The organism is Streptomyces sp. NPDC033131, assembly GCF_055578365.1.
In genome coordinates this window covers 54739-80077 of sequence record NZ_JBVIPA010000033.1, presented here as the reverse complement: position 1 = coordinate 80077, position 25339 = coordinate 54739, and the positions used below count along the sequence as shown (strand labels likewise).

General features: G+C 70.1%; 21 protein-coding genes and 1 pseudogene. 11 read left to right on the top strand and 11 right to left on the bottom strand.

The genetic code is table 11. From position 1 onward, the window contains the following. Positions 1 to 152: 152 nt before the first annotated feature. Positions 153 to 1001, top strand: coding sequence for a carbohydrate ABC transporter permease (locus tag ACZ5XS_RS33100; protein ID WP_468657597.1), 849 nt, complete (start codon positions 153 to 155; stop codon positions 999 to 1001). 536 nt (positions 1002 to 1537) lie between these two features. Here ACZ5XS_RS33100 and ACZ5XS_RS33095 read toward each other — a convergent pair. Next, complete coding sequence (locus ACZ5XS_RS33095; RefSeq protein ID WP_468657595.1) at positions 1538 to 1924, bottom strand: DUF302 domain-containing protein; 387 nt, start codon at positions 1922 to 1924, stop codon at positions 1538 to 1540. Between the two features lie 115 nt (positions 1925 to 2039). Between ACZ5XS_RS33095 and ACZ5XS_RS33090 the strand changes: the two genes are divergently transcribed. Together ACZ5XS_RS33090 and ACZ5XS_RS33085 are read left to right on the top strand one after the other, a co-directional pair. Then, the gene (locus tag ACZ5XS_RS33090) at positions 2040 to 4187 is read left to right on the top strand and encodes an MMPL family transporter (RefSeq protein ID WP_468657593.1); all 2148 of its coding nucleotides are present in this window, start codon (positions 2040 to 2042) and stop codon (positions 4185 to 4187) included. Positions 4188 to 4281: 94 nt separating this feature from the next. Continuing rightward, on the top strand, positions 4282 to 4548 hold the full coding sequence (locus ACZ5XS_RS33085; protein WP_468657591.1) for a metal-sensitive transcriptional regulator: 267 nt from the start codon (positions 4282 to 4284) through the stop codon (positions 4546 to 4548). 430 nt (positions 4549 to 4978) lie between these two features. On the opposite strand, the pseudogene ACZ5XS_RS33080 reads toward ACZ5XS_RS33085, so the two are convergent. Both ACZ5XS_RS33080 and ACZ5XS_RS33075 read right to left on the bottom strand, forming a co-directional pair. Next, a pseudogene (locus tag ACZ5XS_RS33080) lies at positions 4979 to 5558 on the bottom strand (HAD family hydrolase). A 211-nt stretch (positions 5559 to 5769) separates the two neighbouring features. Then, positions 5770 to 6465 carry an alpha/beta fold hydrolase gene (locus ACZ5XS_RS33075; protein WP_468657589.1) on the bottom strand — a complete coding sequence of 232 codons (696 nt, stop codon included), beginning with the start codon at positions 6463 to 6465 and terminating at the stop codon, positions 5770 to 5772. A 369-nt stretch (positions 6466 to 6834) separates the two neighbouring features. Here ACZ5XS_RS33075 and ACZ5XS_RS33070 point away from each other — a divergent pair, with 369 nt between their 5' ends. Beyond that, a complete protein-coding gene (locus tag ACZ5XS_RS33070; RefSeq protein WP_468657645.1) occupies positions 6835 to 7383 on the top strand; it encodes a TetR/AcrR family transcriptional regulator in 549 nt (182 codons plus the stop codon). 368 nt (positions 7384 to 7751) lie between these two features. After that, positions 7752 to 9053 carry an MFS transporter gene (locus ACZ5XS_RS33065; protein ID WP_468657587.1) on the top strand — a complete coding sequence of 434 codons (1302 nt, stop codon included), beginning with the start codon at positions 7752 to 7754 and terminating at the stop codon, positions 9051 to 9053. 257 nt (positions 9054 to 9310) lie between these two features. On the opposite strand, the gene ACZ5XS_RS33060 is transcribed toward ACZ5XS_RS33065, so the two are convergent. From ACZ5XS_RS33060 to ACZ5XS_RS33025, 8 genes are all read right to left on the bottom strand, one after another. Continuing rightward, positions 9311 to 9475 carry a hypothetical protein gene (locus ACZ5XS_RS33060; RefSeq protein ID WP_468657585.1) on the bottom strand — a complete coding sequence of 55 codons (165 nt, stop codon included), beginning with the start codon at positions 9473 to 9475 and terminating at the stop codon, positions 9311 to 9313. 7 nt (positions 9476 to 9482) lie between these two features. After that, entirely contained in the window at positions 9483 to 11222 is a 1740-nt protein-coding gene (locus ACZ5XS_RS33055; RefSeq protein WP_468657583.1) for an ABC transporter permease, read from the bottom strand. Positions 11223 to 11226: 4 nt separating this feature from the next. After that, a complete protein-coding gene (locus ACZ5XS_RS33050) occupies positions 11227 to 12402 on the bottom strand; it encodes an ABC transporter ATP-binding protein (protein WP_468657581.1) in 1176 nt (391 codons plus the stop codon). Positions 12403 to 12501: 99 nt separating this feature from the next. After that, on the bottom strand, positions 12502 to 13566 hold the full coding sequence (locus ACZ5XS_RS33045) for an ABC transporter substrate-binding protein (RefSeq protein WP_468657579.1): 1065 nt from the start codon (positions 13564 to 13566) through the stop codon (positions 12502 to 12504). A gap of 493 nt (positions 13567 to 14059) precedes the next feature. Then, entirely contained in the window at positions 14060 to 15169 is a 1110-nt protein-coding gene (locus ACZ5XS_RS33040) for an NADP-dependent oxidoreductase (RefSeq protein WP_468657643.1), read from the bottom strand. 100 nt (positions 15170 to 15269) lie between these two features. Beyond that, positions 15270 to 16652, bottom strand: coding sequence for an FAD-dependent oxidoreductase (locus ACZ5XS_RS33035; protein ID WP_468657577.1), 1383 nt, complete (start codon positions 16650 to 16652; stop codon positions 15270 to 15272). A gap of 104 nt (positions 16653 to 16756) precedes the next feature. Next, positions 16757 to 17509 carry an SDR family oxidoreductase gene (locus ACZ5XS_RS33030; protein ID WP_468657575.1) on the bottom strand — a complete coding sequence of 251 codons (753 nt, stop codon included), beginning with the start codon at positions 17507 to 17509 and terminating at the stop codon, positions 16757 to 16759. Between the two features lie 42 nt (positions 17510 to 17551). Continuing rightward, positions 17552 to 18592 (bottom strand): NAD(P)-dependent alcohol dehydrogenase, encoded by a 1041-nt coding sequence (locus ACZ5XS_RS33025; RefSeq protein WP_468657573.1) that lies wholly within the window; start codon positions 18590 to 18592, stop codon positions 17552 to 17554. 108 nt (positions 18593 to 18700) lie between these two features. Here ACZ5XS_RS33025 and ACZ5XS_RS33020 point away from each other — a divergent pair, with 108 nt between their 5' ends. The 6 genes from ACZ5XS_RS33020 (at position 18701) to ACZ5XS_RS32995 (ending at position 25335) form a co-directional block, all read left to right on the top strand. Continuing rightward, positions 18701 to 19501 (top strand): SDR family NAD(P)-dependent oxidoreductase, encoded by an 801-nt coding sequence (locus ACZ5XS_RS33020; protein WP_468657571.1) that lies wholly within the window; start codon positions 18701 to 18703, stop codon positions 19499 to 19501. A gap of 87 nt (positions 19502 to 19588) precedes the next feature. Beyond that, a complete protein-coding gene (locus ACZ5XS_RS33015) occupies positions 19589 to 20758 on the top strand; it encodes an acyl-CoA dehydrogenase family protein (protein WP_468657569.1) in 1170 nt (389 codons plus the stop codon). A 30-nt stretch (positions 20759 to 20788) separates the two neighbouring features. Beyond that, a complete protein-coding gene (locus tag ACZ5XS_RS33010; RefSeq protein ID WP_468657567.1) occupies positions 20789 to 22768 on the top strand; it encodes an oxidoreductase in 1980 nt (659 codons plus the stop codon). A gap of 244 nt (positions 22769 to 23012) precedes the next feature. Continuing rightward, the gene (locus tag ACZ5XS_RS33005; protein ID WP_468657565.1) at positions 23013 to 23801 is read left to right on the top strand and encodes an enoyl-CoA hydratase/isomerase family protein; all 789 of its coding nucleotides are present in this window, start codon (positions 23013 to 23015) and stop codon (positions 23799 to 23801) included. Positions 23802 to 23806: 5 nt separating this feature from the next. Then, positions 23807 to 24193: a Zn-ribbon domain-containing OB-fold protein gene (locus ACZ5XS_RS33000; RefSeq protein ID WP_468657641.1), complete on the top strand. Its 387-nt coding sequence runs from the start codon at positions 23807 to 23809 to the stop codon at positions 24191 to 24193. After that, positions 24190 to 25335: a thiolase family protein gene (locus tag ACZ5XS_RS32995; RefSeq protein ID WP_468657563.1), complete on the top strand. Its 1146-nt coding sequence runs from the start codon at positions 24190 to 24192 to the stop codon at positions 25333 to 25335. The genes ACZ5XS_RS33000 and ACZ5XS_RS32995 overlap by 4 nt, the downstream gene beginning before the upstream one ends. Positions 25336 to 25339 lie beyond the last annotated feature (4 nt).

The following is a 25339-nucleotide window of genomic DNA, read 5'->3' as shown; positions in this document are numbered from 1 at the left end:
GCACGAACTACGACCTGGTGCACGCCTCACCCGCCGTGCGAGGGGAACGGTGGATGACACCCGCGATCCCGATCGTGGCCCCAGTGCGGCCACGAGATGCGGTCCCCTCTGCCACCGGCTCGTCAAGTCGGCCCTGCACAAGGAGATTTATCATGAGAAATCCGCGTACCCGCTGGACGGTTGGCGCCGTCGCGGTGTTGTCGCTCAGCCTGTCGGCCTGTGGTGGCAGTGGGTTCGACGACACCGGCAACGACGACAGCCAGGCGTCGGCCGGTCCCGCCTCGATCAAGGTCCTCATCGCCTCCAGCGGTGACGCCGAGACGACCCCCCGGGCCCGCACAGGGCCCGGGCAGCGGCCCGGCACCGGCCCGCCGGGCGGGCACCGCCGAGGCCCCCGCCCCGTCATCCGTGCCGGGCAGCCTCCGCAAGGACACCGGCCCGGACGGCGCCAAGGCCGGTGGAGGAGTCGGGGGAGGCCGCCACACCCGAGCGTCTCACGGCGGCATCCGGCCGTGCCCGGCGTGGTCCTGCTGATCCCGAAGTTCCTCGTCCTCAACCAGCTGGGGATGTACGACTCCTACGCGGGCATGATCGTCCCGCTGCTCGCCGACGCCGCAGGGGTGTTCATCATGAAGCAGTTCTTCGAGTCGATCCCCATCAGCGTCGAGGAAGCAGCCCGCATCGACGGCGCGAGCACTTTCCGGATCTTCTGGTCCGTCGTGCTGCCGATGGCCAAGCCGGCCCTCATCACCCTGACCATCCTGTCGTTCCAGGGATCGTGGAACGAACTGCCGCACTTCATCGTGTCCCGGCAGAGCCCGGAACTGAACACCCTGACATCCGGGGTCGCTTCACTCGTCTCCGGACAGCTCGGCGACGGCAACCAGTACCCGATCAAGCTCGCGGCGGCCCTGCTCATGACCATCCCCGTGGCCCTGGTGTTCTTCGCCTTCCAGAGGCACTTCGTCCGCGGCGGCACGGCGGGCGCGACCAAGGGATAGCCAGGCCGGACACCGAAGTCCGATGTGATCGACAAGCGGGAGGTGTGGAGCACACGCGGCAACGGCCTGCTGTGCGCGGTCAACCTCACCGGCCAGCCGATTCCCGCTCCCCGACGCCACCAGCCCCCTCCTCGCCTCAGGGCCGCTGAACAAGGCCGGGCTGCTGCCCCTTCCGACACCACGGTCCTGCTGCACCGGGACTGACGAACGGAGAGGGGATCGCCCCGGCCGACCTCCCCCGCGCGCCCCGCCGCGCCCGAATACGCCAGGGCCTGTCCGGTGTTACTCCCCGCCGATCGGACAGGCCCTGGCCCATGTCCAGCTCTCGGCTCCAGTACCACGAGAGCCGCCCACCGGCTGCCCCGGACCGCATCCCCATGCAACACCCCAGCGTTCCGCCCCGCGCCTGCTCCGCACCGACCCCAGCCTGCCGGGTGAGGAGTCCCGCCGGCTTCGAACGGCAGCGGGGGCCGCCCGTGCCTGGCGACACAGCGGCGCGGCAGGTCGCCCCTCGCAATACAGGATCTCGCCGGCAGTCAGGCGAGCGAGGCAAGGGCCGCGTCCAGGCGGGCAGCGGCCTCCTGTGCGACGGGCTGCAGGGCGGGCAGACCGGTAACGGCGACCATGGTGTTCGGGTCCAGGGCCTGGACGAGCGTGCGGTCGCCCTCCCGGCGTACGACGACGTTGCAGGGCAGCAACAGCCCGATGGTGCGGTCGGCTTCGAGGGCGCGATGGGCCAGGGACGGGTTGCAGGCGCCGAGAATCAGGTAGTCCTCCATGTCGTGGCCGAGCCTGGTCTTGAGGGTGGCCGTGACGTCGATCTCAGTGAGGACGCCGAAGCCCTGGGCGGCGAGGGCTTCGCGTACGGCGTCGACCGTGGGTGCGAAGTCGCTGGTCAGGCTGACGGTGCGGTCGTAGTTCACGGGATTCTCCACTGATGGGCAAGCATGCGAACGCCCTCCATAATACCCCCAGGGGTATCGTGTACGCTCGTCGCCGCAGACGAAATTACCCCCCGGGGTATACCAGGAGGATGTCATGACGAGCGTCGACCACGCCCCGAAGACCGGAGCCCCGCCCTTCCCACCCAGCCCGCTGGGGCGCCTCGGCGACTGGACAACGAGCCACTTCAGGACCGTCCTGGCGGGGTGGGTGATCGTGGTCGCCGTGCTCGGTGCCTTCGCACCGCAGGTGACCACGGCGCTGTCCGGTGCGGGCTGGCAGAGCAACGATTCGGAATCCGTCGCGGTCCGGGAGCTGGCCCAGCAGCACTTCGGCGGCACCGGCTCCACCGCGATCCAGGTCGTCGTCGATGCCGACCGGCCGGTCACCGACCCGGCCGTGCAGACCGTGCTCGCCAAGGCGACCGAGCTGCTGACCGCCGACGAGCGGATCTCCGAGGTCGTCGAGCCCCGGGCCGGGGTGACGATCAGCCGGGACAACAGGACCGCCGTGCTGCTGGGTGGCGCCAAGGCCAACCCGGACGACATGGTGCGGGCCTCCGACGACCTCAAGGATCCGCTGCGCGCGCTGTCCACCGACGGCATCGCCGTGCGGGCCACCGGGGCGTCCGTCATGTGGAGCGACTTCAACACCGCCAACCTGGACGCGATGATCCAGGCCGAGATTCTGTCCTGGCCGGTCACCCTGCTCGTCCTCGTGCTCGCCTTCGGCTCACTCGTCGCCGCCGGCCTGCCCCTGCTGCTCACCATGGCCGGGCTGGCCGCCTCGGTAGGCTCGTTGGTCCTGATCAGCCATGTCACGCCGATCTCCATCTGGGCCATGGACTTCGCCCTGATGTTCGCCCTCGCGCTCGGTATCGACTACGCGCTCTTCCTCGTCATCCGCTTCCGCGGCGCCCTGGCCCGCCACGGCGACCCACGCCGCGCGGTGCGGGAGACCATGGACACCGCCGGCAAGGCCGTCCTGCTGTCCGGACTGACCGTGCTCGTCAGCCTGTCCGCGGTGATGCTCGTGCCCGCCCCGGCGGTCCGCACCATGGCCGTTGGCATCATGCTCTCCGTCGTCTTCGTGCTCGCCGCCACCCTGACGCTGCTGCCCGCCGTCCTCGGCAGGCTGGGCCCGCGCGTCAACAAGCTCGCCCTGCCCCGTACCCGTACCCACCAGGTCGTCTCCCCGCGCTTCGGTGCCTGGGGCGAGCAGCTGTGGCGGCACCCGCTGCGCTACGGAGTCCCCGCAGTGCTGGTCCTGGTCGCGCTCGCCGTCCCGGTGTCCGGGCTGAAGACCGCGATGCCGTCCATCACCGTGGTCCCCGCCGCCGACAGCTCACGGCAGGGCTACGAGATGGTGCAGCAGGCCCTCGGCAAGGGCGCCCCCGGCATGCTGCAGATCGTCACGCCCACCGCCCAGGCACCGGCCGCAGCCCGTACCCTCGCCTCCACCGACGGCATCGCCGCCGTCCTGCCCGCCCAGCCGGCCGCCGACGGCTCGCACTGGAGCCTGATCCAGGCCATGCCGTCGGTCGACCCTTCCGACGCGTCACTGAAGAACACCGTCAAGACCCTCCGGGCCGAACTCCCCAGTCAGGCGTCGGTCGGCGGCGCGGCCGTAGAGAACCTCGACCTCCAGCAGGCCCTGGACGACAAGGCCCCGCTGGTCATCGGCGTCATCCTGGCCCTCGGCTTCGTCCTGCTGCTCATCGCCCTCCAGGCCCCGCTGATCGCGGCCCTGGGGGTGCTCACCAATCTCCTCGCCACCGCCGCCGCCTTCGGCGTCGCCCGGCTGATCTTCCAGGACGGCCACGGCTCCGGGCTGCTCGGCTTCGACCCGCAGGGATTCCTGGACGGCTGGGGTCCGGTCTTCTTCTTCGCGATGATCTTCGCCATCGCCATGGACTACACCGTCTTCCTGCTCTCCTCCGCCAAGGAGCACTTCGAGCACACGGGCGACCCCCGTAAGGCCATGACCGCCGCCCTCGCTCACTCCGGCCGCGTCATCTTCGCGGCAGCGGCCGTCATGGTCGCCGTCTTCTTCACCTTCGCCCTCGCCGAACCGCTCCCGCCCAAGGAGATGGGCATCGTCCTCGGCACCGCCGTTCTCCTCGACGCCTTCCTCATCCGACTCGTTCTGCTCCCCGCCCTGCTCCGCGTCACCGGCCGCGCCGCGTGGTGGAGCCCCGCGTGGCTGCGCAGGGTACTGCCCGACATCCGTTTCTCCCACGACTGACCGCCCCCGCCCCTTGGTGGCCTCGGCCCCGCGCGGGGGCCACCAATACCCCAGGGGGTACGATCGACCGTAGAAATCACCAGGAGGATCGCTCGTGAAGGTCGACGAGGAAGCCAGCACCGCCGTTCTCAACCGTCTCCGTCGCGCCCAGGGACAGCTCGCCGGTGTCATCGCCATGATCGAGGCCGGGCGCGACTGCAAGGACGTCGTCACTCAGCTCGCCGCGGTCTCCCGCGCCCTGGACCGCGCCGGCTTCAAAATCATCGCAAGTGGCATGCGCGAGTGCATGGCCGCCGCCGACGAGGACGCGTCCCCGATGAGCGAAGCCGAACTCGAAAAGCTCTTCCTCGCCCTCGCCTGACAACGCCTGGACCGCGCACCACGACCATCAGTTTGTTCGCCGTGCAGAGCGGCCACCGCCGGCCGCACTGTGCGTGGTGTGCCCGGCGCCCGGTCGAGGGCTCTTCCGGTTCGGGCGGGTGTGGATCGACCGCAGCGGCACGGTGAAGCGCATCCCGTCGGCCGAGGCGACATGCCCGCCGCCCCGGTCCGCGGCTGCACGGGATCGATCGGGACCACGCTGACGCGCACGTGCGGAGCCTGACTTCCCGATGAGCAGGCGGACGACGAGACGGCCGATGCGGCCGAAGCCACGCCGGGGGACAGGACGCCCACGTGGCCAACTCCCGTGGCTGGAGACGCTCGACGCCGCCGCGCTGGATGGCGGCCGTGGCCACGATGGTTCGGCGAACTCGCGGTTCGCTACGAGGCGACCGTTTCCGTCGCGGTCATCAACGAGCGGCTGTGACCAAGCGACTCAAGACGGGGAGTACGCCTCGTAGGTCGCCGCCGTCCACTGTGACGGTCGCCGCAGCCCGCGCCCCTGCCGAGGCATTGAACGCCACGCTCTGCCCGACGGAAGCGAACAGGGGCAGGTCGGAGCGGCTGTCTCCGACGGCCCCGCACGAGCGGGGAGCCAATCCCAGCTCCCGAGCCTGCGCGCGGGCGAAATCTCGTTTGTCGTACTCGTCGAAATGGCAGGCGACACGGCCCGTGAACCGACCGCCCCTGGTCCGCAGCCGCGGTCCGCTGAAGGCGTGGAAGCCGAAGCGGTCCGTCAGGTAGCTGCCGACCGGCGACCAGGAGGGCGTGGCCGGCACGGGCACCAACCCGTTCCGCCGGCACCGGCCCACGGTCTCCGGGATGCCCGAGACCAGAGGAAGCCCGTCGAGCCGGCCTGAGACTTGTTCTTCGGACGCACCCGCCCAGCCCTTGGCATCGAGCTCGGACGTGCCGATTGTCCAGGGCGCCGGAGGCGTAGGCATTCTCGGCCTCGGTCAACTCGTCCCGATGGCCAAGGAAGCCGGCCAGGAAGACCGACGAACTGGTGCCTGGGACGAGGGTGCCGTCGACATCGAAGAACACGGCGCCCACATGATCGGATGAGAACACCGGTCCAGGATGTCACCGCCACGCGAGAGACCGGATAGTGGGCGCCCCGCGTTCCGGATACACGCCCTGGCCGCGGGTCATGAGAGGCAGCTCAGGAGATCGGCGATCCGGCCGCGGGCCGAGCCGGGGATCAGCCGTGGATGGCGTTGAGGACGGCAGCAAGCTTTTCGGGCGCACTGATCATTGCCATGTGGCCGGTGTCGAGATCGACGACGTCGGGCCGAAGGAGTGCGATGGATCGCTGCTGGAGTTCCTCGACGTAGCACTGGTCCCGGGTGAGGTGCACGTACGTCCGGGGGATCTGGCGGCTGTAGCCGCTCAGGTCCACGGTCTCGCGCAGCAAGGCGGCCGAGTCATCGGCCAGCCGGTCCAGGACGGATGCGGTGGTCGCCTCATCCATGTCGTTGCACAGCATCGCGGCGGCGCCTTCACGGGTCTGGTGGTAGACACCGTCGGCAATGGACTGCTCAACCAGATCCCGCACCCCGGGATCGATCTGGTCGAGCACCCTGGTCCGGTCCGCCGGCACCACGGCCGAGACGAGGACGACATGGCGGATCCGGTCGGGTATGAGGTCCAGGACGCGCGGGATCGTGACTCCCGCGAAGGAGTGGCCGACCAGCACCACGTCGCGCAGGTCCTTCGCCTCCACGTCTTCGCGGACCGCATCCGCGCAGTCCGCGAGTGTGACCGTGCCGAGGTCGGCCTCGGCCCTGGTGCCGCGCCCCGGAAGGTCGACCGCGAGCGCTTCCGGTCTCAGGTGGGGTATCAGCTCGTCCCAGCAGTTCGCGCCGAAGCTCGCGCCGTGGATGAGAACGAACGCCATGGTTGACCTCCTGGTCAGCGACTTGAAACGAAAGTTAACTGAATTCAATTCTGTTGGGAAGTCCGGCGGCATGGAATCCGGAAACCCTCAGGCACGGTCCGGGCGCGCCGTGCGGCCGTACAGATGGGTCAGATGGGCCGCGGCCCCTGACTGCCCTGCCCGCCAGGTAGCCATGCGGACTCTCGATGGGGTCGGCATCCCCGATGCATTACGGTGAGCTGGGCTCGGTGGATGTGGGCATGCGGCTACGCGTCGCCGGCCGAAGGGCAGGGCAGGGGAAGCGTGACGTCACAGCGCGGCAGTCGGCCGGCGGCAGCCGCCCGGGGCCGAACGGCGGCCGGCCGGGCCCCGGGGCCGCGTGCGGCGGAGATCCGGAACGCGGCCCTCGTCCTGTTCGCTGAGCGAGGGTACGCCGCCACCACGATGGCTGACATCGGCGAAGCGGTGGGGATGCGCGGGCCGAGTCTGTACAAGCATGTGGGCTCCAAGCAGGAGCTGCTCGCCCAGATCATGACGGGCACGATGGACGACCTGCTACGGAACCACCGTGCCGCTGTAGCCGGTTGCGAGGACGTGGTGGAGCGGCTGCGCCGGGCCGCGGAGGCTCATGTCCGCTACCACGCTCGGCACCGCCTCGAAGCGTTCGTGGGGACCCGGGAGATCCGCAGCCTGGACGAACCCCACCGTGCGGAGGTCCTTCAGCGGCGCGCGGCCTACGAGCAGGCGTTCAGGACGTTGCTCAGTGAAGGAGTGCAGGCCGGGCGCTTCAGCATCACCACGGTGAAACTGACTTCCTATGCGATCTTGGACCTCGGGATGGGCGTGCCCGTCTGGTACCGCGAGGACGGGGATCTGACGGAGGATCAGATTGTTTACCAGTACGGCGACTTCGCGCTGCGGCTGGCCGGCGTGCGCTGAGCCGGTGGAGGGGTCGGCTCGGCACTCGTGGTGGCATGACCAGGTGGCGCCCTCGACGGCTCGGTTCGCCGTCACGTGCCCGTCCGAGCGGGATACGCCGGAAATCAAAACGAATCGAATTCAAGGTGTCAATGGTCGTGCCGTGTTGATGCGGTAACCATGCCGCGCGGCACCTCGATGACTCCAGAAGCCGACACTGAATGCCATATTCGCAGGTCATCTCACCTCGGATATACGGCTGTCACTCCGCTCCTCCGCCTCCGCATGGGAGAAACCCCTGCATCGGGCTAGCTGGACTGAGTTCAGTTCTGTAGCGTCCCGGACGTCGGCACGGTACGGGACCGTGCCGTGGGAAGGAGAGTCGGAGCATGGGTGCCACTCAGCGGTCCGCCACATCCGGGGCGGAGACAGAGGCATACGATCCGCGTACGGTGCGCCGTGCGATGCTCGCCGGCAGCCTCGGCACACTGATCGAGTACTACGACTTCAGTGTGTACGGCTATCTCGCCGTGGTGATCGCTCCCCAGTTCTTCCCGAGTGAAGATCCAGCGGCCGCGCTCATGGCGACGCTCGCGGTGTTCGCCACCGGCCTCGTCGTGCGGCCGGCCGGCGGCGTCTTCTTCGGGTGGCTCGGCGACCGATGGGGGCGCCGAAAGGCACTGGTCTCCTCGGTGCTGTGCATGGGCGTGGCCAGCAGCATCACGGGACTGCTGCCGACCTACAGCCAGATCGGTGTGACCGCCGCGGTGCTGCTCCTCCTGGCCCGAGTGGTGCAGGGCATCTCCACGGGAGGCGAGTCGGTCGGCGCCTACACCTACATCTATGAGTCGGCCCCGCCGCAACGCAGGGCCTTCCTCGGTGCTGTCACGCCCATCGGCTCCAACCTCGGGTTCATGTTCGCGGCCGCCACGGCCGGGGTGATCTCCGCGCTCGCCACGGAGGACCAGATGTCCGCCTGGGGCTGGCGGCTGCCGTTCCTCATGGCCGTGCCGCTCACCCTGTTCTGCCTGTGGGCCCGGCTGCGGATCGAGGACACTCCGGAATTCGAGGAGGCCGCACGGCGCGCCGACATCCCCGCGGCTCCCATCCGGGAGGTCCTGTCAACCCACCGCGCGGCGCTGCTGCAGTCCATCGGCCTGTCCATGGCGCAGGGCGGCGCCATCTTCCTCGGCCTGACGTACATCGGCATCTACCTCTCCACCGACCTGGGATACGACTCCACGAAGGTGCTCTGGCTGAGCGCGGGCGTCGTGCTCGTCACCGTGCTGCTCATGGTGCCGGCCGGCTGGCTCGCCGCCCGGTTCGGCTCCCGTCGCATCCTGATGTTCGGGCTGCTCGGATTCCTGGTGACCGCCTACCCCGCGATGACGCTCATGGGCCGGCACAGCCTGCCTCTGGCCGGCATGGCCTACCTGCTCTTCATGCTGAGCAGCGCGTTCGTGCAGGTCCCGGCGGCCAGTCTGTGGCCGCATCTGTTCGAACGCCGGGTCCGGTACACCGGCATGGCGATCGGGTACAACGTCGGCACCGTCCTCGCGGGCGGCACGGCTCCGTACATCGCGGCCTTCCTGGTCCAGCGGACCGGGAACCTGCTCTCCCCGGCGTTCTTCGTCATGGTGGTCTGCGCGATCGGGATCGGTTCCCTGCTCACCGTCCGCGATGACGTATAGGAGGCATCGGGTGGAGCTGCCGGGTGCCGTGCGCGGCGGTCACCACTCAGCGCACTGGGGCGGTATGCCTCACATGGCCCGCCGAAGGGTGACGTGCGCGCGTGGTGTCCGGTCTCCCGGGCCGTCGCGGTTGCGGGTGAGCCGTCCGGAAGGACGCTCGACACGCTCGGTACTGTCCGGGCACCCGGGGGAGGATCGTCGGCTCCGGGCTCCGCGAAGACGACGCCATCAAGCCTGGTTCTGTCCGGCCGCGTGGGTCACCGGTCCTTCTGTACGTTCCCGTCGGGCGGGTCCCGGACGAGCGCGTTCGCCGTGACACGGCCGGGTACGACGGCGGCCGTGTCGGCCGCCGTCGTCTCGTTCCGGTCGGCGAGCGCCTTCTCCACGGCGATCGCCTTCCCGATGCGCGCCCGCGCCTGCACGAGTGAGTCAGAGCTTCGCGAAGATGTCGGAGCCGGCGACGGACATGGCCACGAAGACGCCTGCCGAGGTCACCATCGTCATGACGAGCGCGATGGCGGCGACCAGCGGATAGGAGCCGTTGGACCAGTAGTCGAACAGGATGGTGCCCATGACCTGCGTCGTAGGTGCCCGTACCAGCAGCGAAGCGGTGAACTCGTGGGTGAGCAGCACGAACATCAGCGCTCCGGCACCCGCGAGGGTGGGCCGCAGCAGCGGCAGCACGATGTCGATGGTGGTCCGCAGCGCGCCGGCCCCGCTGGTCCGCGACGCCTCCTGGTACGTGTCGCCGAGCGCCACCATCCCGGACAGCTGCATCCGGGTCGCGAAGGGCAGCATCAGCGTCACGTAGACGAGGACGATCACCGTTCGGGTGCCGTACAGGATGAACGGCTCGCGGCTGTACGTCAGCAGGAAACCGGCGCCGAAGACCACCGCGGGGATCCCGAGAGGCATCGCCACGATGAAGTCGACCGCGGCCCGGATGATGGGGAACCGGCGTCCCTTGAGCAGCAGCGAGGCGGCGACGAAGCCGAGGGGGAGTGCGATGGCGACGGAGATGACCGAGGTGACGAGGCTGTTGACGATCGCGTCGGTGATCCCCGACTCCTGGAACACGCGCCGGAAGTTGTCGAGCGTGAAGCCACTCGGTTCGATCTTGCCGCTCCAGAAGGCGGAGAGCGATACGACGATGAGCGCGCCCAGCGGCAGTGCGAGCGCGACCAGACCGTAGAGGGCGATGCCCGTGACCGCCACCCACGACGGCCGCCCGCCGGACCGGAACGCCTTGCCGCCGTGCGTGACGAAGCGGCTGTGGTCGCCGAGGATCACCTTCTGGAAGAGGACGACGGCGATGCCGAAGAGCAGCAGCGGTGAGCCGATCGCGGCCGCCCTGCCGTAGTCGACCGGGCTCTGCGACACGGCGACGTACATGTCGGTGGTGAGGACGTTGACGCCGTTGTTCCTGCCGAGCAGCAGTGGTCCCGTGAACTGGCCGAGTCCAAGGAGCAGCGCCACGAAACCCCCGTACACCAGGACCGGTCGCAGCAGCGGCAGCGTCACCCGGAAGAACACCCCGGCCGGCGACGATCCGCTGACCTGTGCCGCCTCGATCAGCTCCGAGTTGATGTTGCCGAAGCCGGCGCTGACGAACAGGTAGACGAAGGCGGTCAGGCCGAAGCCGGTGATGAGCACGATCCACGGCAGCGTGTAGATGTCGACGGGGCCCTCGTCGAGATGGTTCCACCAGGGCAGGTGGCGCAGCGCCGCGTTGAGGTAGCCGGGGCGGGGCGAGAACAGGAACGCCCAGCCGGTCACCGACGCCACGGCCGGGATGACGATGGGCAGGATGGGCAGGACGCGCAACAGCCTGAGGCGAGGTGGCAGGCGGGTCGCCGCCCAGGCCAGGAACGTGCCGAGGACGAGCGCGATGACCAGCGAGCCCAGCGCCATGCCGGCCGTCGTGCGCAGCGTCTCGGCCATGTCGGGGCTGTCGAAGGCGGCACTGTAGCCCCGGGCGTCGTCCTCGAAGGCCAGCCGTTGCAGGCCGACCAGCGGAGTGATCACCAGGTAGCCGATGGCGGCCAGGAAGGCGAGCGCGCCGAGCCGTGGCAGGTGGCGGCGCGCACGGATCAGCGCCGTCGACGGTGGCGGGGCCGGGTGCGGCCGGGTCGTCGTGGGGGAGGGGGGTGATACGGCGGGTGCGGTCACGATGTCACGCCCCCACTGTGGCGGCGGGGGCGTGCGCGGTGGTCCGTACCCCGTCGGGGCCGTAGTAGATGGCCGCGTCCTTGGCGAACCACGCGGTCACCCGCTGTCCCCGTGACAGGTCCCGGGCCCATGGCTTGCCGGTCAGCGGTGCCCGGGCGTGCAGGCGGTTGTCGCCGATCGCGACGACCACGTCCATGTGACGCCCGCCGAACTGCGCGTCGACGACCTCGGCCGGGAGGCCGACGCTGTGAGCCGGCGGTTTCTCGTCGGCCGGGCAGAGCTGAAGGTCGTCGGGGCGCAGCCGGGCGGCGACGTCACTGTGCGAGCGGGGCACCGGGAGCTCGTCGGCCACGGTTCGGCCTGCTGCGCCGGCCTGGCCGTCGGCGTCCGACGGGGAGGCGAGGGCCCACCCGGCGCTCTGACGCCGGAACGGCAGCCGGTTCGACATGCCGATGAAGCCGGCGACGTACTCGGTGGCCGGTTCCTCGAAGACCCGCTCCGGTGTGTCGAGTTGTTCGATCCGCCCCGCATTCATGATCGCCAGGCGGTCGCCGAGCGCCAGCGCCTCGCTCTGGTCGTGGGTGACGAACACGGCCGTGAAGCCCAGCCGTGCGTGCAACTCGTGCAGTTGGGCGCGTACCTGGTCGCGCAGCCGGGCATCGAGGTTGCTCAGCGGTTCGTCGAAGAGCACCAGGTCGGGTTGGGCGGCCAGGCCGCGGGCCAGGGCGACCCGCTGCTGCTGGCCGCCGCTGAGCTGCGCCGGATAGCGGTCGAGCAGGGCGGAGCACTCGACCAGCTCCGCCGCCTCCTCGATCCGCGTGCGCGCCTCCTCACGGGCCACCCGTCTGGTCTTCAGGGGATATCCGATGTTGCGGCGCACCGTCATGTGCGGCCACAGCGCGTACGACTGGAACACCATCCCGATCCGGCGCTTGTTCGGGGGAAGATTGACCTTCCCGCGTACATCCAGCACCGTCTGGTCGCCCAGCGAGATACGTCCCACATCGGGCGTCTCCAGACCGGCCAGACAGCGCAGAGTCGTGGTTTTCCCGCAGCCGCTCGGGCCGAGCAGAACGATGAACTCGCCCCGCTCGATCTCCAGCGACAAGTCGTCCACGGCGACCGCGGGCGGCTTGCCGGCGAACCTTTTCGTCAGACCCTCGATGCGCACGTGGGACACGGGGGACTCCTCACATCCAAAGATCAGGTGAGTGGGCACCCGTCGGCGCGGGTGCCCACACTGCTGTGCATCGTTACTGGCTGATGCGCTCCACCGCCCCTACTGGAACAGTGACTTCCACTTCTTCTGGTACGAGGCCACGGCCTCGGGTGTGAGCTTGGCCGGATCCTGTACGCGCACCTTGTCGTTGGTGATCACTGTGCCGGGGACATCGGGCAGCACCGAGCCGGCCGACGGCGTGATCAGCTCCTGTCCCTCTGCGGTCACCATGAAGTTGGCGAACAGCTGGCCGGCGTTGGGGTGCGGGCCGCTCTTGAGCACCATGCCGTAGTACCGGGCGCCCCACGCGCCGTTCGGCGGCATGCGGTAGTCGACCGGCGCGCCCTTCTTCTTCGCGGGCTCGAGCGCTATCGGCGCGATGAAGCTGCCGGCGGTGATCTCGCCGGACTGCAGCGCCTCACCCATCGGCAGGGAGCTGGGGTAGATGCGCGGCTTCTGGGCTGCCAGCTTCTTCACGAAGTCGGCGCCGTACGTCTCCTCCAGCCACAGGTAGAAGTCGACGAGCGAGGGCGCCGTCGGCTCCACGACGCCGATCTTGCCGCCTGCGAGTGACGGGTCGAGCAGGTCCGGGTAGTCGGTCAGCCCTTTGGGATAGAGCTTGGTATTCCAGCCGAACGTGAGGACCGCGGAGTTGGTCTCGAAGTAGTTGCCCTCGTGGACGTACTGCTTGGTGTCGTAGTCGCCCTTGCCGGTCAGCTCGGGGCCGGTCGGGGCCAGGAACCGCCCGGCCTCGGCCTGCGGCTTCACCCAGGACAGGCTCGCGCTGACGTACATGTCGGCGATGCCCTTGCCGGTGTTGAACTCCGTCTCGACCTTCACGCCGAGGTCACCGTCGACGCCCCGGACGGTCTTGACGTCGATCCCCGGGTACTTGGCCTCGAAGGCTTTTGCGAGGTTGTTGAGGGCGGTCAGATCCTGGGCCGAGTAGACCGTGATCTGTCCCTCCTCCTTCGCCGCGGCGACCAGTTCGTCCATGCCCGCCGCCGCGGGCACGACCTTGGACTCGGAGGTGTTGTCGTTGCCGCCGCCGCACGAGGCGACGAGCAGCGTGGTGATCGATAGCAGGATGAGCAAAGCCCCGCGCCGTCGCGGATCTGATCTCATTCTCGGCTCCCTTACGTGAAACCGGCTCCCGGCCGAACCGGCGCACCCGAAGTGGGCTCTGCGCTGGACGGTGGCCGGATGGCCAAGATTTCGTGAAATTACCAAACTGAACTCGGTTAGGCAATAGAATGCGCAGCCACGCGACGGACCGGTCCGCAAGGCGGCAAGGGGGCTGCTCGATTCGGCCCGGCACGGCTCGTAGGTGGGCGAAGTCTGACAGTTCGTGAGGTCAGAGATGCCTTGAGGCAAGGTGCACAGCGGTGTGGGCGGTGGCCGGGCTGTGCGCGGAGTGCGGTGAGGCGGTCCTGCCGTACGGTCGGGCCGCCGACCGGTGGCGAGGATTGGACTTATTTCAGTTCAGCGATGACGCGAGCGAGGCCCCGGTGGGTGGGGCGGCGGCATCTGGAGGCGTTCTCGCCGGGCAGCGCGGCGACGACCGCAACGGTACTGGGCTCGGTATGTGCGGGGACAGTCCCGCGCGCCCGACCGGGTCTCAGTCGGCGGCGCTCTCACGATGCGTGACGCCGTCGATCCGCACAAGCGTCTTGCCGGTGTTGTCGCCCCGCAGCAGTCCCGCCAGCGCCAACGGCGCCTGCGCCAAACCGTCGACGACGCTTTCGCGGCAGCGGAGGCGGCCCTCGCGGATCCATGCGCCCACGCACCGGCCCATCTCGGGCAGCAGGTGGGTGTGGCCGCTGGCTCGGAAGCCGCGGATCGTCAGGTCCTTCGTCACCGCCAGCATGAGGTTTCCGGGGCCGGGCGGCGGCTCCTCGGCCGCGTACTCCGAGACCATGCCGCAGATCGCGACGCGGCCCGACCTCCGCAGCGCCCCGAGAGCGGCCTCGAGGTGGTCGCCACCGACGTTGTCGAAGTAGACGTCAATGCCGTCCGGAGCCGCCTCGCGCAGGAGGCCGGGGAGAGCTGCGCGCTTGTAGTTGAACGCGGCGTCCAGCCCGAGTTCCTCCAGGAGGTAGCGCACCTTCTCGTCGGAACCGGCGCTGCCGATGACGCGATGCCCGCGGATCTTCGCCATCTGCGCGGCGAGGCTGCCGACGGCGCCGGCCGCGGCGGAGACCCAGACGACGTCACCGTCGCGGAGACCCGCGGCATGGAAGAGGCCGGCGTAGGCGGTGAGTCCGTTGGCGCCGAGGGCGCCGAGGTGGGCCTGTGCAGGCGCGACGCGCACGTCGAGCTTCGTGAGCGTGCCGACACCGCCGAGAGCCTGCTTCCCTGCCTCGACGACCGCGTAGTCGCGCCAGCCGGAGGCGTGCCACACCATGTCGCCGGGGGCGAACCCGTCGGCGCGAGACTCGACGACCTCCCCGACGGTCATGATTCCGTCCATCGGTTCTTCGAGGGGAAACGCCGGAAAGTATCCCGGCGGTGCCGTCTCCCTGAGCCGTAGCCGGAGTGCGGCGTCCACAGAGGTCCAGTTGTTGCGCACCAGCACCTCACCCCGCCGCGGTTGCCGCACCTCGACTTCGACGACGCGGAAGTCCGATGCCCGGACCTCGCCGCGCGGGTAGGCGATCGGCCGGATCTCACGGCCGACCGCCGCCGCGCCTTCCAGGGGCGCGTGAACCGACCCGGCCCGGGTGCGCATCTGGTCCCTGAACTGCCTTGTTCCAGTCATCATGGTCGACCTCTCGGCTCACGAATCCAAGGGCGGGTGCGTCGGCAGCCGATGGGTTGTCGAAGTGAGTTCAGGCGCCTGGGCCGGCGCAGCCGGAGCCGGAGCTCCGGTGGGCGTTCGTGGACTTCACCGTCGCGGAGTCGGCCGCGGCGAGTCCGAACACCAGAGCCGACGCGATGCCGCCGGCGTAGGCCCGGAACCACAGGCCTCCGGTGTCCGAACCTGCCGCTAGGAGCCCTTCCACCGGCTCGCCGTCCTCTCCTAGAACCCGTGCCCGGTCGTCGATGCGGATCCCGTGGAACGGGAAGGTGATGGCCGGCACCGTCTCGACGACGTAGTAGGGCGGTTCGTCGAGCGGCAGGCGGTCGAGCCGGCGGCCCGGCACGGGATCCTCTCCCGCCGCCGCCAGGGCGTTGAACCGCTCGACAGCCGAGCGGACGGCCGGCCTGTCGTATCCCCACTCCTCGGGAAGGTAGGCGAGTTCGTCGAGATCCTCGGCGAAGCCGACCCGGCCGCCCCGTTTGCCGGCCAGCGCGAACTTGTCGACGGCGACCGCCCCTTCCACGTACGAGCCCACCATCCAGTCGCGGAACACGCGGGCGTCGGCGATGAGGAGCCCGCGGTTCTCGGGCTGTTCCATCAGCGCCATCGTCGTCAGGTGATCGCCCAGCGTCTCGTCGGTGAACCGCTCGTTGCGCAGATTGAACAGCAGCGCGTGCTCGCTGTAGTACAGCGACAGGTCGACGTAGTCCGACGGGTCCGCGAACGGGATGCCGCTCGGGATCAGATGTCCGTAGAAGCCGGCGCCGGGCAGCCCGGTCGATGCCCCGGCGGCGGTCGCCAGGCGGTGGCCGCCCCCGCGGCTGTGGGGGTTGGAGCGCAGTTCCATGCGGTCGGCGTGCGGGTGGACGAGCTCGTTGCGGAGGTCCGCGTCTCCCTGGAAGCCCCCCGTGGCCAGGAGCGTCGAGGTGGCGCGCACGGTTCGTCGGGTGCCGTCGCTCGTGACGAGGTCCGCTCCGGTCACGGCCCCGTCCTCCAGGAGGAGCCGCTCGGTGTCGGTGGTCAGCAGCAGCTCACCTCCCGCCGCCACGATGATGCGGCGGCAGGTGTCGAGGTAGTGATGGGTGTCGAACCGGTGCCCCTGGCCGAAGCTGAGGATGGGCTGAGCGTCCTTGGCCTCGACCCCCGTGCTCCGAATCCACGCGATGCCGTCCTGGAAGCGGTCGACGAGGGCGCGCTTGAGCGAGGCGTCTCCGCCCGGGTTGTGCTGCTCCATCACCTCGTGGCTCGGGGCGGTCCAGGCGTAACCGGCGAACCGCGCGGATCCCCCGACGTCACCGCCGGCCTCGACGACCACGACGGTCAACCCGTTGCGTACGGCTCTCGCGCCCGCGGTCAGGCCGGCCATTCCCGCCCCGATGACGAGCAGGTCGACCGTCTGGTGGTCCGACATGTGCACTCGACCCTTCTTGAGGTTCGTCGCGCCAAGAAGCGCAACCCGGCGTCCGTGCGCCTCTCACCGCGACGTACCAGCTCCGACGTCGATCTGACCAAGCCCTACTGGTCCACCGTCGCGTGGGCGTGACCGGTGTGGCCGATGGTCTGGCCGCCGTCGACGAGGAACTCGCCGCCCGTGGTGTAGGAGGCGTCGTCGCTCGCCAGGAAGAGCACCATGCGCGTGACCTCCTCGGGCTCCCCGATGCGCGGTACCGGCTGAGCGGCGAAGAGTTCGGGTGCGGCCCTGTCACCCATGGGCGTGCGGATGACGCCCGGATGTACGGAGTTGACGCGCACCCCGGTGCCCGCCATGTCCAGTGCTGCGGCCTTGGTCATTCCCCGAATCCCCCACTTGCTCGCCACATAGCCGATGCCGTCGGCGAAACCCATGAGGCCGGCGGCCGAGGAGATGTTGACGACCGTCCCGTGGCCGCGACCGCGCATGCCGGGCAGGACGGTGTGCATGCCGAGGAAGGTGCCCACCAGGTTGACGTCGATGATCCGGCGGAAGTGCTCGGGCGACTGCTCTTCCACGCCGCCGAAGTGAATGATCCCCGCATTGTTGACCAGGACGTCCACGGGGCCGACGGTGTCCTCGACGGCGCGGACGACAGACTGCCACGCCTCCTCCTCGGTGACGTCGAGATGGTGGTACCGCGCGGCGGGGAGGCTCTGGGCCAGAGCCTCCCCCTCGTCGTCCAGCAGGTCGCAGACGGCGACCCGGGCGCCTTCCGCGGCCAACCCGCGTACGTGTGAGGCGCCCATGCCCCGGGCCCCGCCGGTGACGATCGCGACCTTTCCTTCGAAGCGCATCCTGAACTTCCCTTCCGAGCATGCGTGTACGTCCGAGCCGGGTCAGTCGGGGACGAGTACGGCCCGCCCCCGCACCCGGCCCCGGCGCAGCCGGTCGATTGCCTCCGGCGCGGCGGACAGCGGGAACTGCTCCGTCTCGACGCGGATCGCCCCCGAGCGGGCCAGCGCCACGACCTCGGCGAGCTCGGGGCGGGTGCCCCAGAAGGGCAGTGAGAGTCTGCAGCCCGGTGGGAGAGCGCCCGGCTTGGAGACCGTCAGCCGGCCGCCGCCGCTGCCGACGACGGCGAGTTCACCACCCGGGCGCAGAATGCCGGTCGCGAGTTCCAGCGTCTCGGTGGTGCCGACGAAGTCGAGGACGGCGTCCGCTCCCGCGCCACCACTGCGCTTGAGCAGGACCTCCGCGGTGTCCGCCCGGAGCAGGGTGCCGAAGTCCGCGCCGGAGCGGTCCGCGAGAGCCAGGGCCTCCTCCCGGACGTCGACAACCAGGACGCGGCTTGGGGTGGTCGCGCGGAGGATCTGTACTGCCAGGTGACCGAGCCCGCCGACACCGATGACGGCGGTGGTGGTGCCCTCCCCGAGCGTGTGCCGGAGACCGGCCACGGCGTGATGGGGCGTCAGGCCCGCGTCGGAGAGCGGAGCCGCCTGATCGGCCGGCAGGTCGCCGATGGGCACCAGCTGGCGCGCGGACGGGACGAGGACGTACTCGGCCATCCCGCCGTCCCGGCCCAGTCCCGCGCCGTGCCAGGCGAGGGCGCCGCGCCGGTCGCAGTAGTTGTCCCGGCCCGCGGCGCAGCGGCCGCAGGCGCCGCACCCCCACGGCCCGTACAGCACCACGCGGTCACCGACCGCCACCCCGTCGGCATCGGGCCCCAGGGCCGCGGTCCGCCCGGCGACCTCGTGGCCGAGAGTGAACGGCAGCCGGTAAGGGAGTGCTCCCGCAGCCGCGTCGATGACGTGCAGGTCGGAGTGGCACAGCCCGGTGGCTTCGACACGCACCAGTACCTCGGCGCCGTGGGGGACGGGCCGCTCGACCTCGGTCTGCGTCGGGGGCTCGCCCCACGCTGTCAGTCGCAGTGCCCTCATCTTCACCGTCCCCAGGTCTTGTTTGTCAGCCCCGAGGTCGCCACGGTAACAGAGGTGAAGTCAGTTCAATAGACCGATGAATGCGGCAGTGAGGGAGGGATCGGCTCGATGCGCAGGGACGTGCAGACGGAAAGGTTCGCGGCCAAGGTCGCGATGGTGACGGGTGCCGGCTCCGGCATGGGTGCGGCGGTCGCACGGCAACTGGCCGCGGAAGGTGCGCGGGCCGTCGTCCTGGCCGACGTGAACAGCAAGGGCGCCGCGGCCGTCGCCAAGGAACTGCCTGCCGCCGAGGCGGTCGCACTCGACGTGGCGGACCCCGCGGCCGTCGACGCCGTCGTCCAGGACGTGCTGCACCGGCACGGACGGCTCGACGTCCTGGTGCACGCGGCCGGGGTCGACGACCCCGAGGCCAAGGAGCGCATCGCGGCCGCGCTGGTCGAGGGACGGCCCGTCGAGATGATCGATTCCCTCGACGACACCTCCTGGCGGCGCGTCATGCGGGTCAACCTGGACGGTACGTTCCATGTGCTGCGCGCCGCGGTGCGGGTCATGCGGCCCTTCGGGGCCGGGGCGATCGTGGTGATCGGCTCGTCGTCGGCCTTCGACACCCCCGTCGGATATCCCCACTACGCCGCCTCCAAGGCAGGTGTGCACGCACTGACCCAGGCCGTGGCCAAGGAGGTCATCGCGTCCGGGATCCGCGTGAACGTGGTGGCTCCGGGGCCGACGGAGACGGGGATGGCGGCGCGCACGCCCCAGGCGCTGCGGGCCGGTTTCGCCGACCCGCGGGTGCGCCCGTACGCGACACCCGAGGAGATCGCCGACATCGCTCTCTTCCTCGCCAGCGATGCCGCGGCGAACCTGGTCGGCGCGGTGCTGCTCGCCAACGGCGGCCGGTTCACCGCCTGAGCGAAAGCAACTCGTGCGCAGGTCTTGCCCGACGGGGCTCCTGTCCCTACGGTCAATGAATTGAGTTCAGTTTTGTGAGGAGCGCCCATGCGTCGTCGTCACCCCGAGATCGACCCCCAGTCGCTGTCCGAAACCGACGAACAGCGGCAACTGCGCGCCGTCCTGCGGGACTTCCACACCGAGGCGAGTGGTGCCGAGGATGTCCGCAAGCGGTCGGCCATCCCACGCGGATATGACGAAGTGCTCTGGAGGCGGCTCGCGGGCGAGATCGGGGTCCACGGACTGGCCGTTCCGGAGGCGTACGGCGGGTCGGGCTACACGTTCGCCGAACTCGCCGTAGCCCTCGAGGAATCCGGGCGCGCCCTGGACTGCGCGCCACTTCTGCCCACGGTGGTCCTCGCCGCTCACGCCCTGCTGTACAGCGACGACCGCACGGCGTGCGAGCGCTACCTGCCGCGGATCGCCGACGGCACGCTCACCGCGACCGTGGCCGGGTTCGACGCCGACAAGCCCGCAGAACCCGAGACCGACGAGTTCGGCGTCATCGCCGAGCAGGGTGGCTCGGGCTGGCTGCTGCGGGGCCGGGCGGACTTCGTTCTCGACGGGGCGGGCGCGGACCTGATCCTGGTACGGGCGCAAACGCCGGCCGGACCGCGGCTGTTCGCCTGTGAGCCCGCCCCGCACACCTGCCGGCGGACTCCGCGCCGTGTCCTGGACGAGACGCGCCGCCAGGCGCTGGTGGAATTCCGGGGCGCACCGGCCACCGCCGTGGGGACGGCGGAGGGCACCGAAGACACGGTCTCGGCGACCCTCGACACCGGTCGGGCCGCGCTGGCGGCCGAACAGGTCGGGGGCAGCGGGCACGCGCTGGACGCCACGGTCGCATTCGTCGCACAGCGCCACCAGTTCGGGCGCCCCATCGGTTCCTTCCAGGCTGTCAAGCACCGGCTGGCCGATGTGCTGGTCGCGCTGGAGGCGGCCCGCTCGGCGTCGGCGTACGCAACTGCCTGCGCCGCCGTTGCCCCGCGGCAACTTCCGGTGGCCTCCTGTGCCGCCGCCGTGGTCTGCTCCGAGACCTTCCTCCTGGCCACGGCCGAATACGTCCAGCTGCACGGCGGCATCGGCTTCACCTGGGAGCACCCGGCCCATCTGTATGTACGCCGCGCACGCAGCAGCGAGGTGCTGTTCGGCACGACGGACGGGCACCGGGTCCGACTCGCCGAACTCATTGGGCTGGCCGCCCGCTCCGCTGCCTGAACGGGCAAAGAGGACAGCGAAGAGAGCCGTATGACGCCGACCCCACGCCCCCCACTCGCCCTCGCCGCACCCTTCGCACTCGGCGGTCTCACCCTCCGCAACCGCCTCGTCGCCACCGCCCACGCCACCGCCGCCGTCACCGACGGTGCCCCCACCGAGGCCGACGCGGCCTACTGGCGGCGACTGGCCCAGGGCGGCGCCGCCATGGTGATCACCGGAGGCACCGCCGTGGCCCCCGAGTCGACGCTGCCGCAGCGCTATCTGACCGAAGCGTGGCGCCCCGAGATCCAGGACGCCGTACGCCGCCGCACCGAGGCCATCACCGACGGGGGTGCTGTCGCCGTCGCACAGCTCGTCCATCTCGGCCGGGAGACCCTGGGCGCCGGCACCCACTACGCGCCGGTCTCCGCCGCGGCCGTCCGCTCGCCCCGCGAGGCGGCCGCGCCGCACCCGCTGAGCACCGAAGAGGTGCGCGGCGTCGTCGACGCCTTCCGCATCTGCGCGGCGAACAGTGTGCAAGCCGGTTTCCACGGCGTGGAACTGCACGCCGGCCACGGCTATCTGCTCGCCCAGTTCCTCTCCCGGGTCAACAACTCCCGCGATGACGAGTACGGCGACCGCATCGCCCTGCCCGCCCGGGTGATCGACGCCATCCGCACCGAGATCGGCGAACTCCCCATCGGTGTACGGGTGTCGGTGGAGCCCGGCGCGGACTCCGGACTCGGCCTGGACGACCTGATCGAGCTGCTGCCGCGCCTGTGCGCCGCCTCGCCCTTCGCGTACGTCAACATCACCACCGGCGTCCGCAACACCTACGTCCCCGGCATGGCCACCACCCGCCCGCCGCTGCTGGAGTCCGTGGCCCGGCTCCGCTCGGCCGTCGCCCTGCCGCTCCTGGTCAGCCAGGGCTTCAGGTCGGTCGCGGACATCGAGCGTGCCCTTGACTCGGGGGCCGATCTGGTCGGCCTGGCCCGTCCGTTCATCGCCGACCCCGACTTCGCCCGCAAGGTGATCGCGGGCGACGAGCGATCCGTACGCCCCTGCACGGGCTGCAACGAGGGCTGCCGGACCTTCGAGCCCACCGGATCGTGCTCGGTGAACCCCGAACTCGGCCCGCCGGGAGCCGCCGGCCGCCCGGCCGTCCCGCTGCTGCTCACCAGGCCGGCCGAGCCGTTGCCGCGCACCCCGGCGGACTCCCGCAGTGGACCTGTCGCCGTCCTGGGAGCGGGCCCCGCCGGCATGGAGTGCGCGATGGCACTCGCCCGATCCGGCGCCGAGGTGACCGTCTTCGACACGGCCCGGCAAGCCGGCGGTCAGGCGCGCCTCGCCTCCCTCGCCCCGCATCGCTCCGGCTGGCAGAAGTTCGTCGACCACCAGCGCGAGCAGCTTGCCGCTCTCGGTGCGCGCGTGCTGCTGGGCACCTGCCCGGGGGCGGACGACATGGCGGCGTACACCCAGATCGTGCTCGCCACCGGCGCGGAGGAAGAGCCCGTCCTCGTACCGGGCGAGCTTCGGACGCTCACCAGTACGGATTTCCTGCGCCGGTACGCGGACGTCGTGCCCACAGCACTCGGCGTCGCCGTCCTCGATGACGGTTTCGGCTGGTGGCCGGGCATCAGCGCGGTGGAGAGCGCGCTGTCGGCCGGTGCGCGGGAGGTCACCGCCATCACGCCTGGCACCGGTTTCGCGTCGGGCCTGTCGCCGGAGAACCGCACCCAGTTGCTGCACCGTCTCACCGGCGCACCCGTGCGCGTCGTCGCGCTGAGCACCGTGACCTCGACGACCGCCGACGGCGTTCGTCTGCGCCATGTGCTGGACGGGCGACAGACGCACCTCGCCGCCGACGTCCTGGTCACCGTCGGCGAACGACGCGCGCACCGTCCCGACTTCACCCCGGCCGCCCACCAGACCGTCCGCGCGGTCGGCGACTGCGTCGTGCCGCGCCGCATCGCGCACGCCGTCGCGGAGGGACGCGCGGCCGCGGCGGCCGTCGCCGCGCAGCGGCTGTGACGATCCGCGTGGGCCACGGCCCGCGCACCGCGCCGGCAGGCGACGGGACCGTCCCTTCCTCCGGAAGGTTTCCACCGCGCTGCGCCCGTGTATTTGAATCGGATTCAGTTTGATCACTTGCCGGAAGCGTTCCAGTGCAGCGCAGGGGTGGCTTCACCTCCGGAATCTGTTTCGATCAAAGGGTTGACAGCGCACCTTCATCCTCGCAGACTTGTAGTGAATTCAGTTCAATTTGGAGGCTGAGATGGCAGTGGAAGACGAGATTCAGTTCGAGCGTGACGGCAACGTCGCCCGTGTGTGGCTCAACCGCCCGTGGAAGAAGAACTGCGTCACCGTGCCGATCCTGGACCGGCTCGACGAGATCATCACCGAGGTAGACGAGGACCCCGAGCTGCGCGTTCTGGTGGTCCGCGGCCGCGGCGGCACGTTCTGTTCGGGCTTCGACCTCGACAGTCTGAAGGCGGAGTACGTCGGCAAGTCCAACGCGATCGACGTCGCGGTGAAGTCCGCGAAGGTGTGCGACCGCCTCTACTCGATGAAGACCCCCTCGGTGGCTGTCCTGGAGGGCTACGTCACCGCCGGCGGCTTCGAAATCATGATCTCCTGTGATTTCGCCATCTCCGCGGACGACGCCAAGATCGGCGACTTCCACATCCGCCGCGCCCTGTTCGGCGGGGCCGGCCCGATCTACCGGGTGCCGCGCATGATCGGCATCCGCAAGACCAAGGAGCTGATGCTCACCGGCAAGCTCCTCTCCGGTATCGAGGCCGTCGACTTCGGACTGATCAACAAATCCGCCCCGGCCGACAAGCTGGACGAGACGGTCGATGCCTTCATCGGGGACCTCGTCGACAAGAGCCCCTTCATGATGTGGCTGACGAAGATGACGATCGACCGCAGCCTGGACGCCGACATCCAGTCCCTGATGGTGATGGAGCACCTCGCCGTGGGCGTGGCCCTCAACTCCGAGGACGCGAACGAAGGCGTGTCGGCGTTCCTGGAGAAGCGTGAACCCAAGTGGACGGGGCGCTGATCCGGATGGCCACGGATCCGCGGAGTCCGACCGTCGCCGCCGGGCTCCAGGGCTCACGCTGCTCCGGCTGCGCGGTGACGGCCTACCCCGCGGAGGACGCCTGCCCCCGCTGCGGGGGACCGGCCGATCCGGCGGTCCTCCGGGGTACGGGCAGGCTGTGGACCTGGACGGTGCAGCGGTACGCGCCCAAGTCCCCGCCCTACCAGGCCCCGCCCGGCGGCTTCGAGCCGTTCGCCCTCGGCTACGTCGAGCTGGCGGAAGGCGTGCGGGTGGCGGCCGTACTCGACGTCCACGACCTCGACGACATCCGCATCGGCATGCCCCTCACCGTCAGGGCCGGCGATGGCGTCCCGCGGGCCAGGCCCACGACCCCCGGCGAGGAGGGTTCATGAGTACCGACGTCCTGATCTGCGGCGCCGGGCGCACCCCGTTCGGCCGGTCGGAGGCCAGCGGCCGGCAACTGGCCGTCGGCGCGGTGAACGCCGCGCTGGCGGACGCCGGCATCGAGTGGTCGCGGGTTCGGGCCGCGTTCGGCGGCAGCGACAACGCCGGCCTCGCCGACACCCTGGTAGCCCAACTCGGCCTCACCGGACTGCCGTTCATCAACGTCAAGAGCGGCTGCGCCACCGGCGCCAGCACGCTGATCTCCGCCGTGAACGCGATCCGCTCCGGCATGGCGGACGTCGTCCTCGCCGTCGGCTTCGACAAACACCCGCGCGGCGCCTTCGACCCGCGGCCCGAGGACTGGGGGCTGGGAGCGGAGTACGGCAGCGACGGGCTGATGGTCACCACCCAGTTCTTCGGCATGAAGATCCAGCGCTACATGCACGACCACGGCATCACCCCGCGGACCCTCGCCCTGGTCGCCGAGAAGGCGTACCGCAACGGAGGTCTGACCCCCGAGGCGTGGCGGCGCAAGCCCGTGTCCGTTGAGGAGATCCTCGACTCCGGCATGGTCAGCGATCCGCTGACCCGCTACATGTTCTGCTCCCCGGGAGCGGGTGCGGCCGCCCTGGTGCTGTGCTCCCCGAAGGTGGCACGCACCTTGGACGGCACGCCGGTCGCTTTGCGTGCGGCGGCCGTACGCACCCGGCGCTTCGGCTCGTTCGAGGTCTTCAGCCCCTGGATTCCCGGTGGTGAACTGACCAGCGTCAGCAGGGATGCCTCGGCCGCCGCCTTCGAGGAGGCGGGAATCGGCCCCGGCGACATCGACGTCTGTCAGCTGCAGGACACGGAGAGCGGTGCCGAGGTCATGCACATGGCCGAGTGCGGGTTCTGCGAGGACGGCGAGCAGGAGCGTCTGGTCGCCTCCGGTGCCACCGAAATCGGCGGGACCCTGCCGGTCAACACCGACGGTGGCTGCATCGCCAACGGCGAACCCATCGGTGCCTCGGGACTGCGCCAGGTCTACGAGATCGTCCAGCAGCTGCGCGGACGCGCGGGCGAGCGCCAGGTCCCCGGCGAACCTGGGATCGGCTTCACTCATGTGTACGGCGCCCCCGGCGTGAGCGCGTGCACGGTGCTGTCCCGCTGAATGG

Excerpts from the sequence above, each read along its gene's own strand:
- ACZ5XS_RS33100 (WP_468657597.1), top strand. The coding sequence starts at position 153 with ATGAGAAATCCGCGTACCCGCTGGACGGTTGGCGCCGTCGCGGTGTTG.
- ACZ5XS_RS33090 (WP_468657593.1), top strand. The coding sequence starts at position 2,040 with ATGACGAGCGTCGACCACGCCCCGAAGACCGGAGCCCCGCCCTTCCCA.
- ACZ5XS_RS33075 (WP_468657589.1), bottom strand. The coding sequence starts at position 6,465 with ATGGCGTTCGTTCTCATCCACGGCGCGAGCTTCGGCGCGAACTGCTGG.
- ACZ5XS_RS33065 (WP_468657587.1), top strand. The coding sequence starts at position 7,752 with ATGGGTGCCACTCAGCGGTCCGCCACATCCGGGGCGGAGACAGAGGCA.
- ACZ5XS_RS33045 (WP_468657579.1), bottom strand. The coding sequence starts at position 13,566 with ATGAGATCAGATCCGCGACGGCGCGGGGCTTTGCTCATCCTGCTATCG.
- ACZ5XS_RS33040 (WP_468657643.1), bottom strand. The coding sequence starts at position 15,169 with ATGCGCACCCGGGCCGGGTCGGTTCACGCGCCCCTGGAAGGCGCGGCG.
- ACZ5XS_RS33035 (WP_468657577.1), bottom strand. The coding sequence starts at position 16,652 with ATGTCGGACCACCAGACGGTCGACCTGCTCGTCATCGGGGCGGGAATG.
- ACZ5XS_RS33030 (WP_468657575.1), bottom strand. The coding sequence starts at position 17,509 with ATGCGCTTCGAAGGAAAGGTCGCGATCGTCACCGGCGGGGCCCGGGGC.
- ACZ5XS_RS33025 (WP_468657573.1), bottom strand. The coding sequence starts at position 18,592 with ATGAGGGCACTGCGACTGACAGCGTGGGGCGAGCCCCCGACGCAGACC.
- ACZ5XS_RS33020 (WP_468657571.1), top strand. The coding sequence starts at position 18,701 with ATGCGCAGGGACGTGCAGACGGAAAGGTTCGCGGCCAAGGTCGCGATG.
- ACZ5XS_RS33015 (WP_468657569.1), top strand. The coding sequence starts at position 19,589 with ATGCGTCGTCGTCACCCCGAGATCGACCCCCAGTCGCTGTCCGAAACC.
- ACZ5XS_RS33010 (WP_468657567.1), top strand. The coding sequence starts at position 20,789 with ATGACGCCGACCCCACGCCCCCCACTCGCCCTCGCCGCACCCTTCGCA.
- ACZ5XS_RS33005 (WP_468657565.1), top strand. The coding sequence starts at position 23,013 with ATGGCAGTGGAAGACGAGATTCAGTTCGAGCGTGACGGCAACGTCGCC.
- ACZ5XS_RS33000 (WP_468657641.1), top strand. The coding sequence starts at position 23,807 with ATGGCCACGGATCCGCGGAGTCCGACCGTCGCCGCCGGGCTCCAGGGC.
- ACZ5XS_RS32995 (WP_468657563.1), top strand. The coding sequence starts at position 24,190 with ATGAGTACCGACGTCCTGATCTGCGGCGCCGGGCGCACCCCGTTCGGC.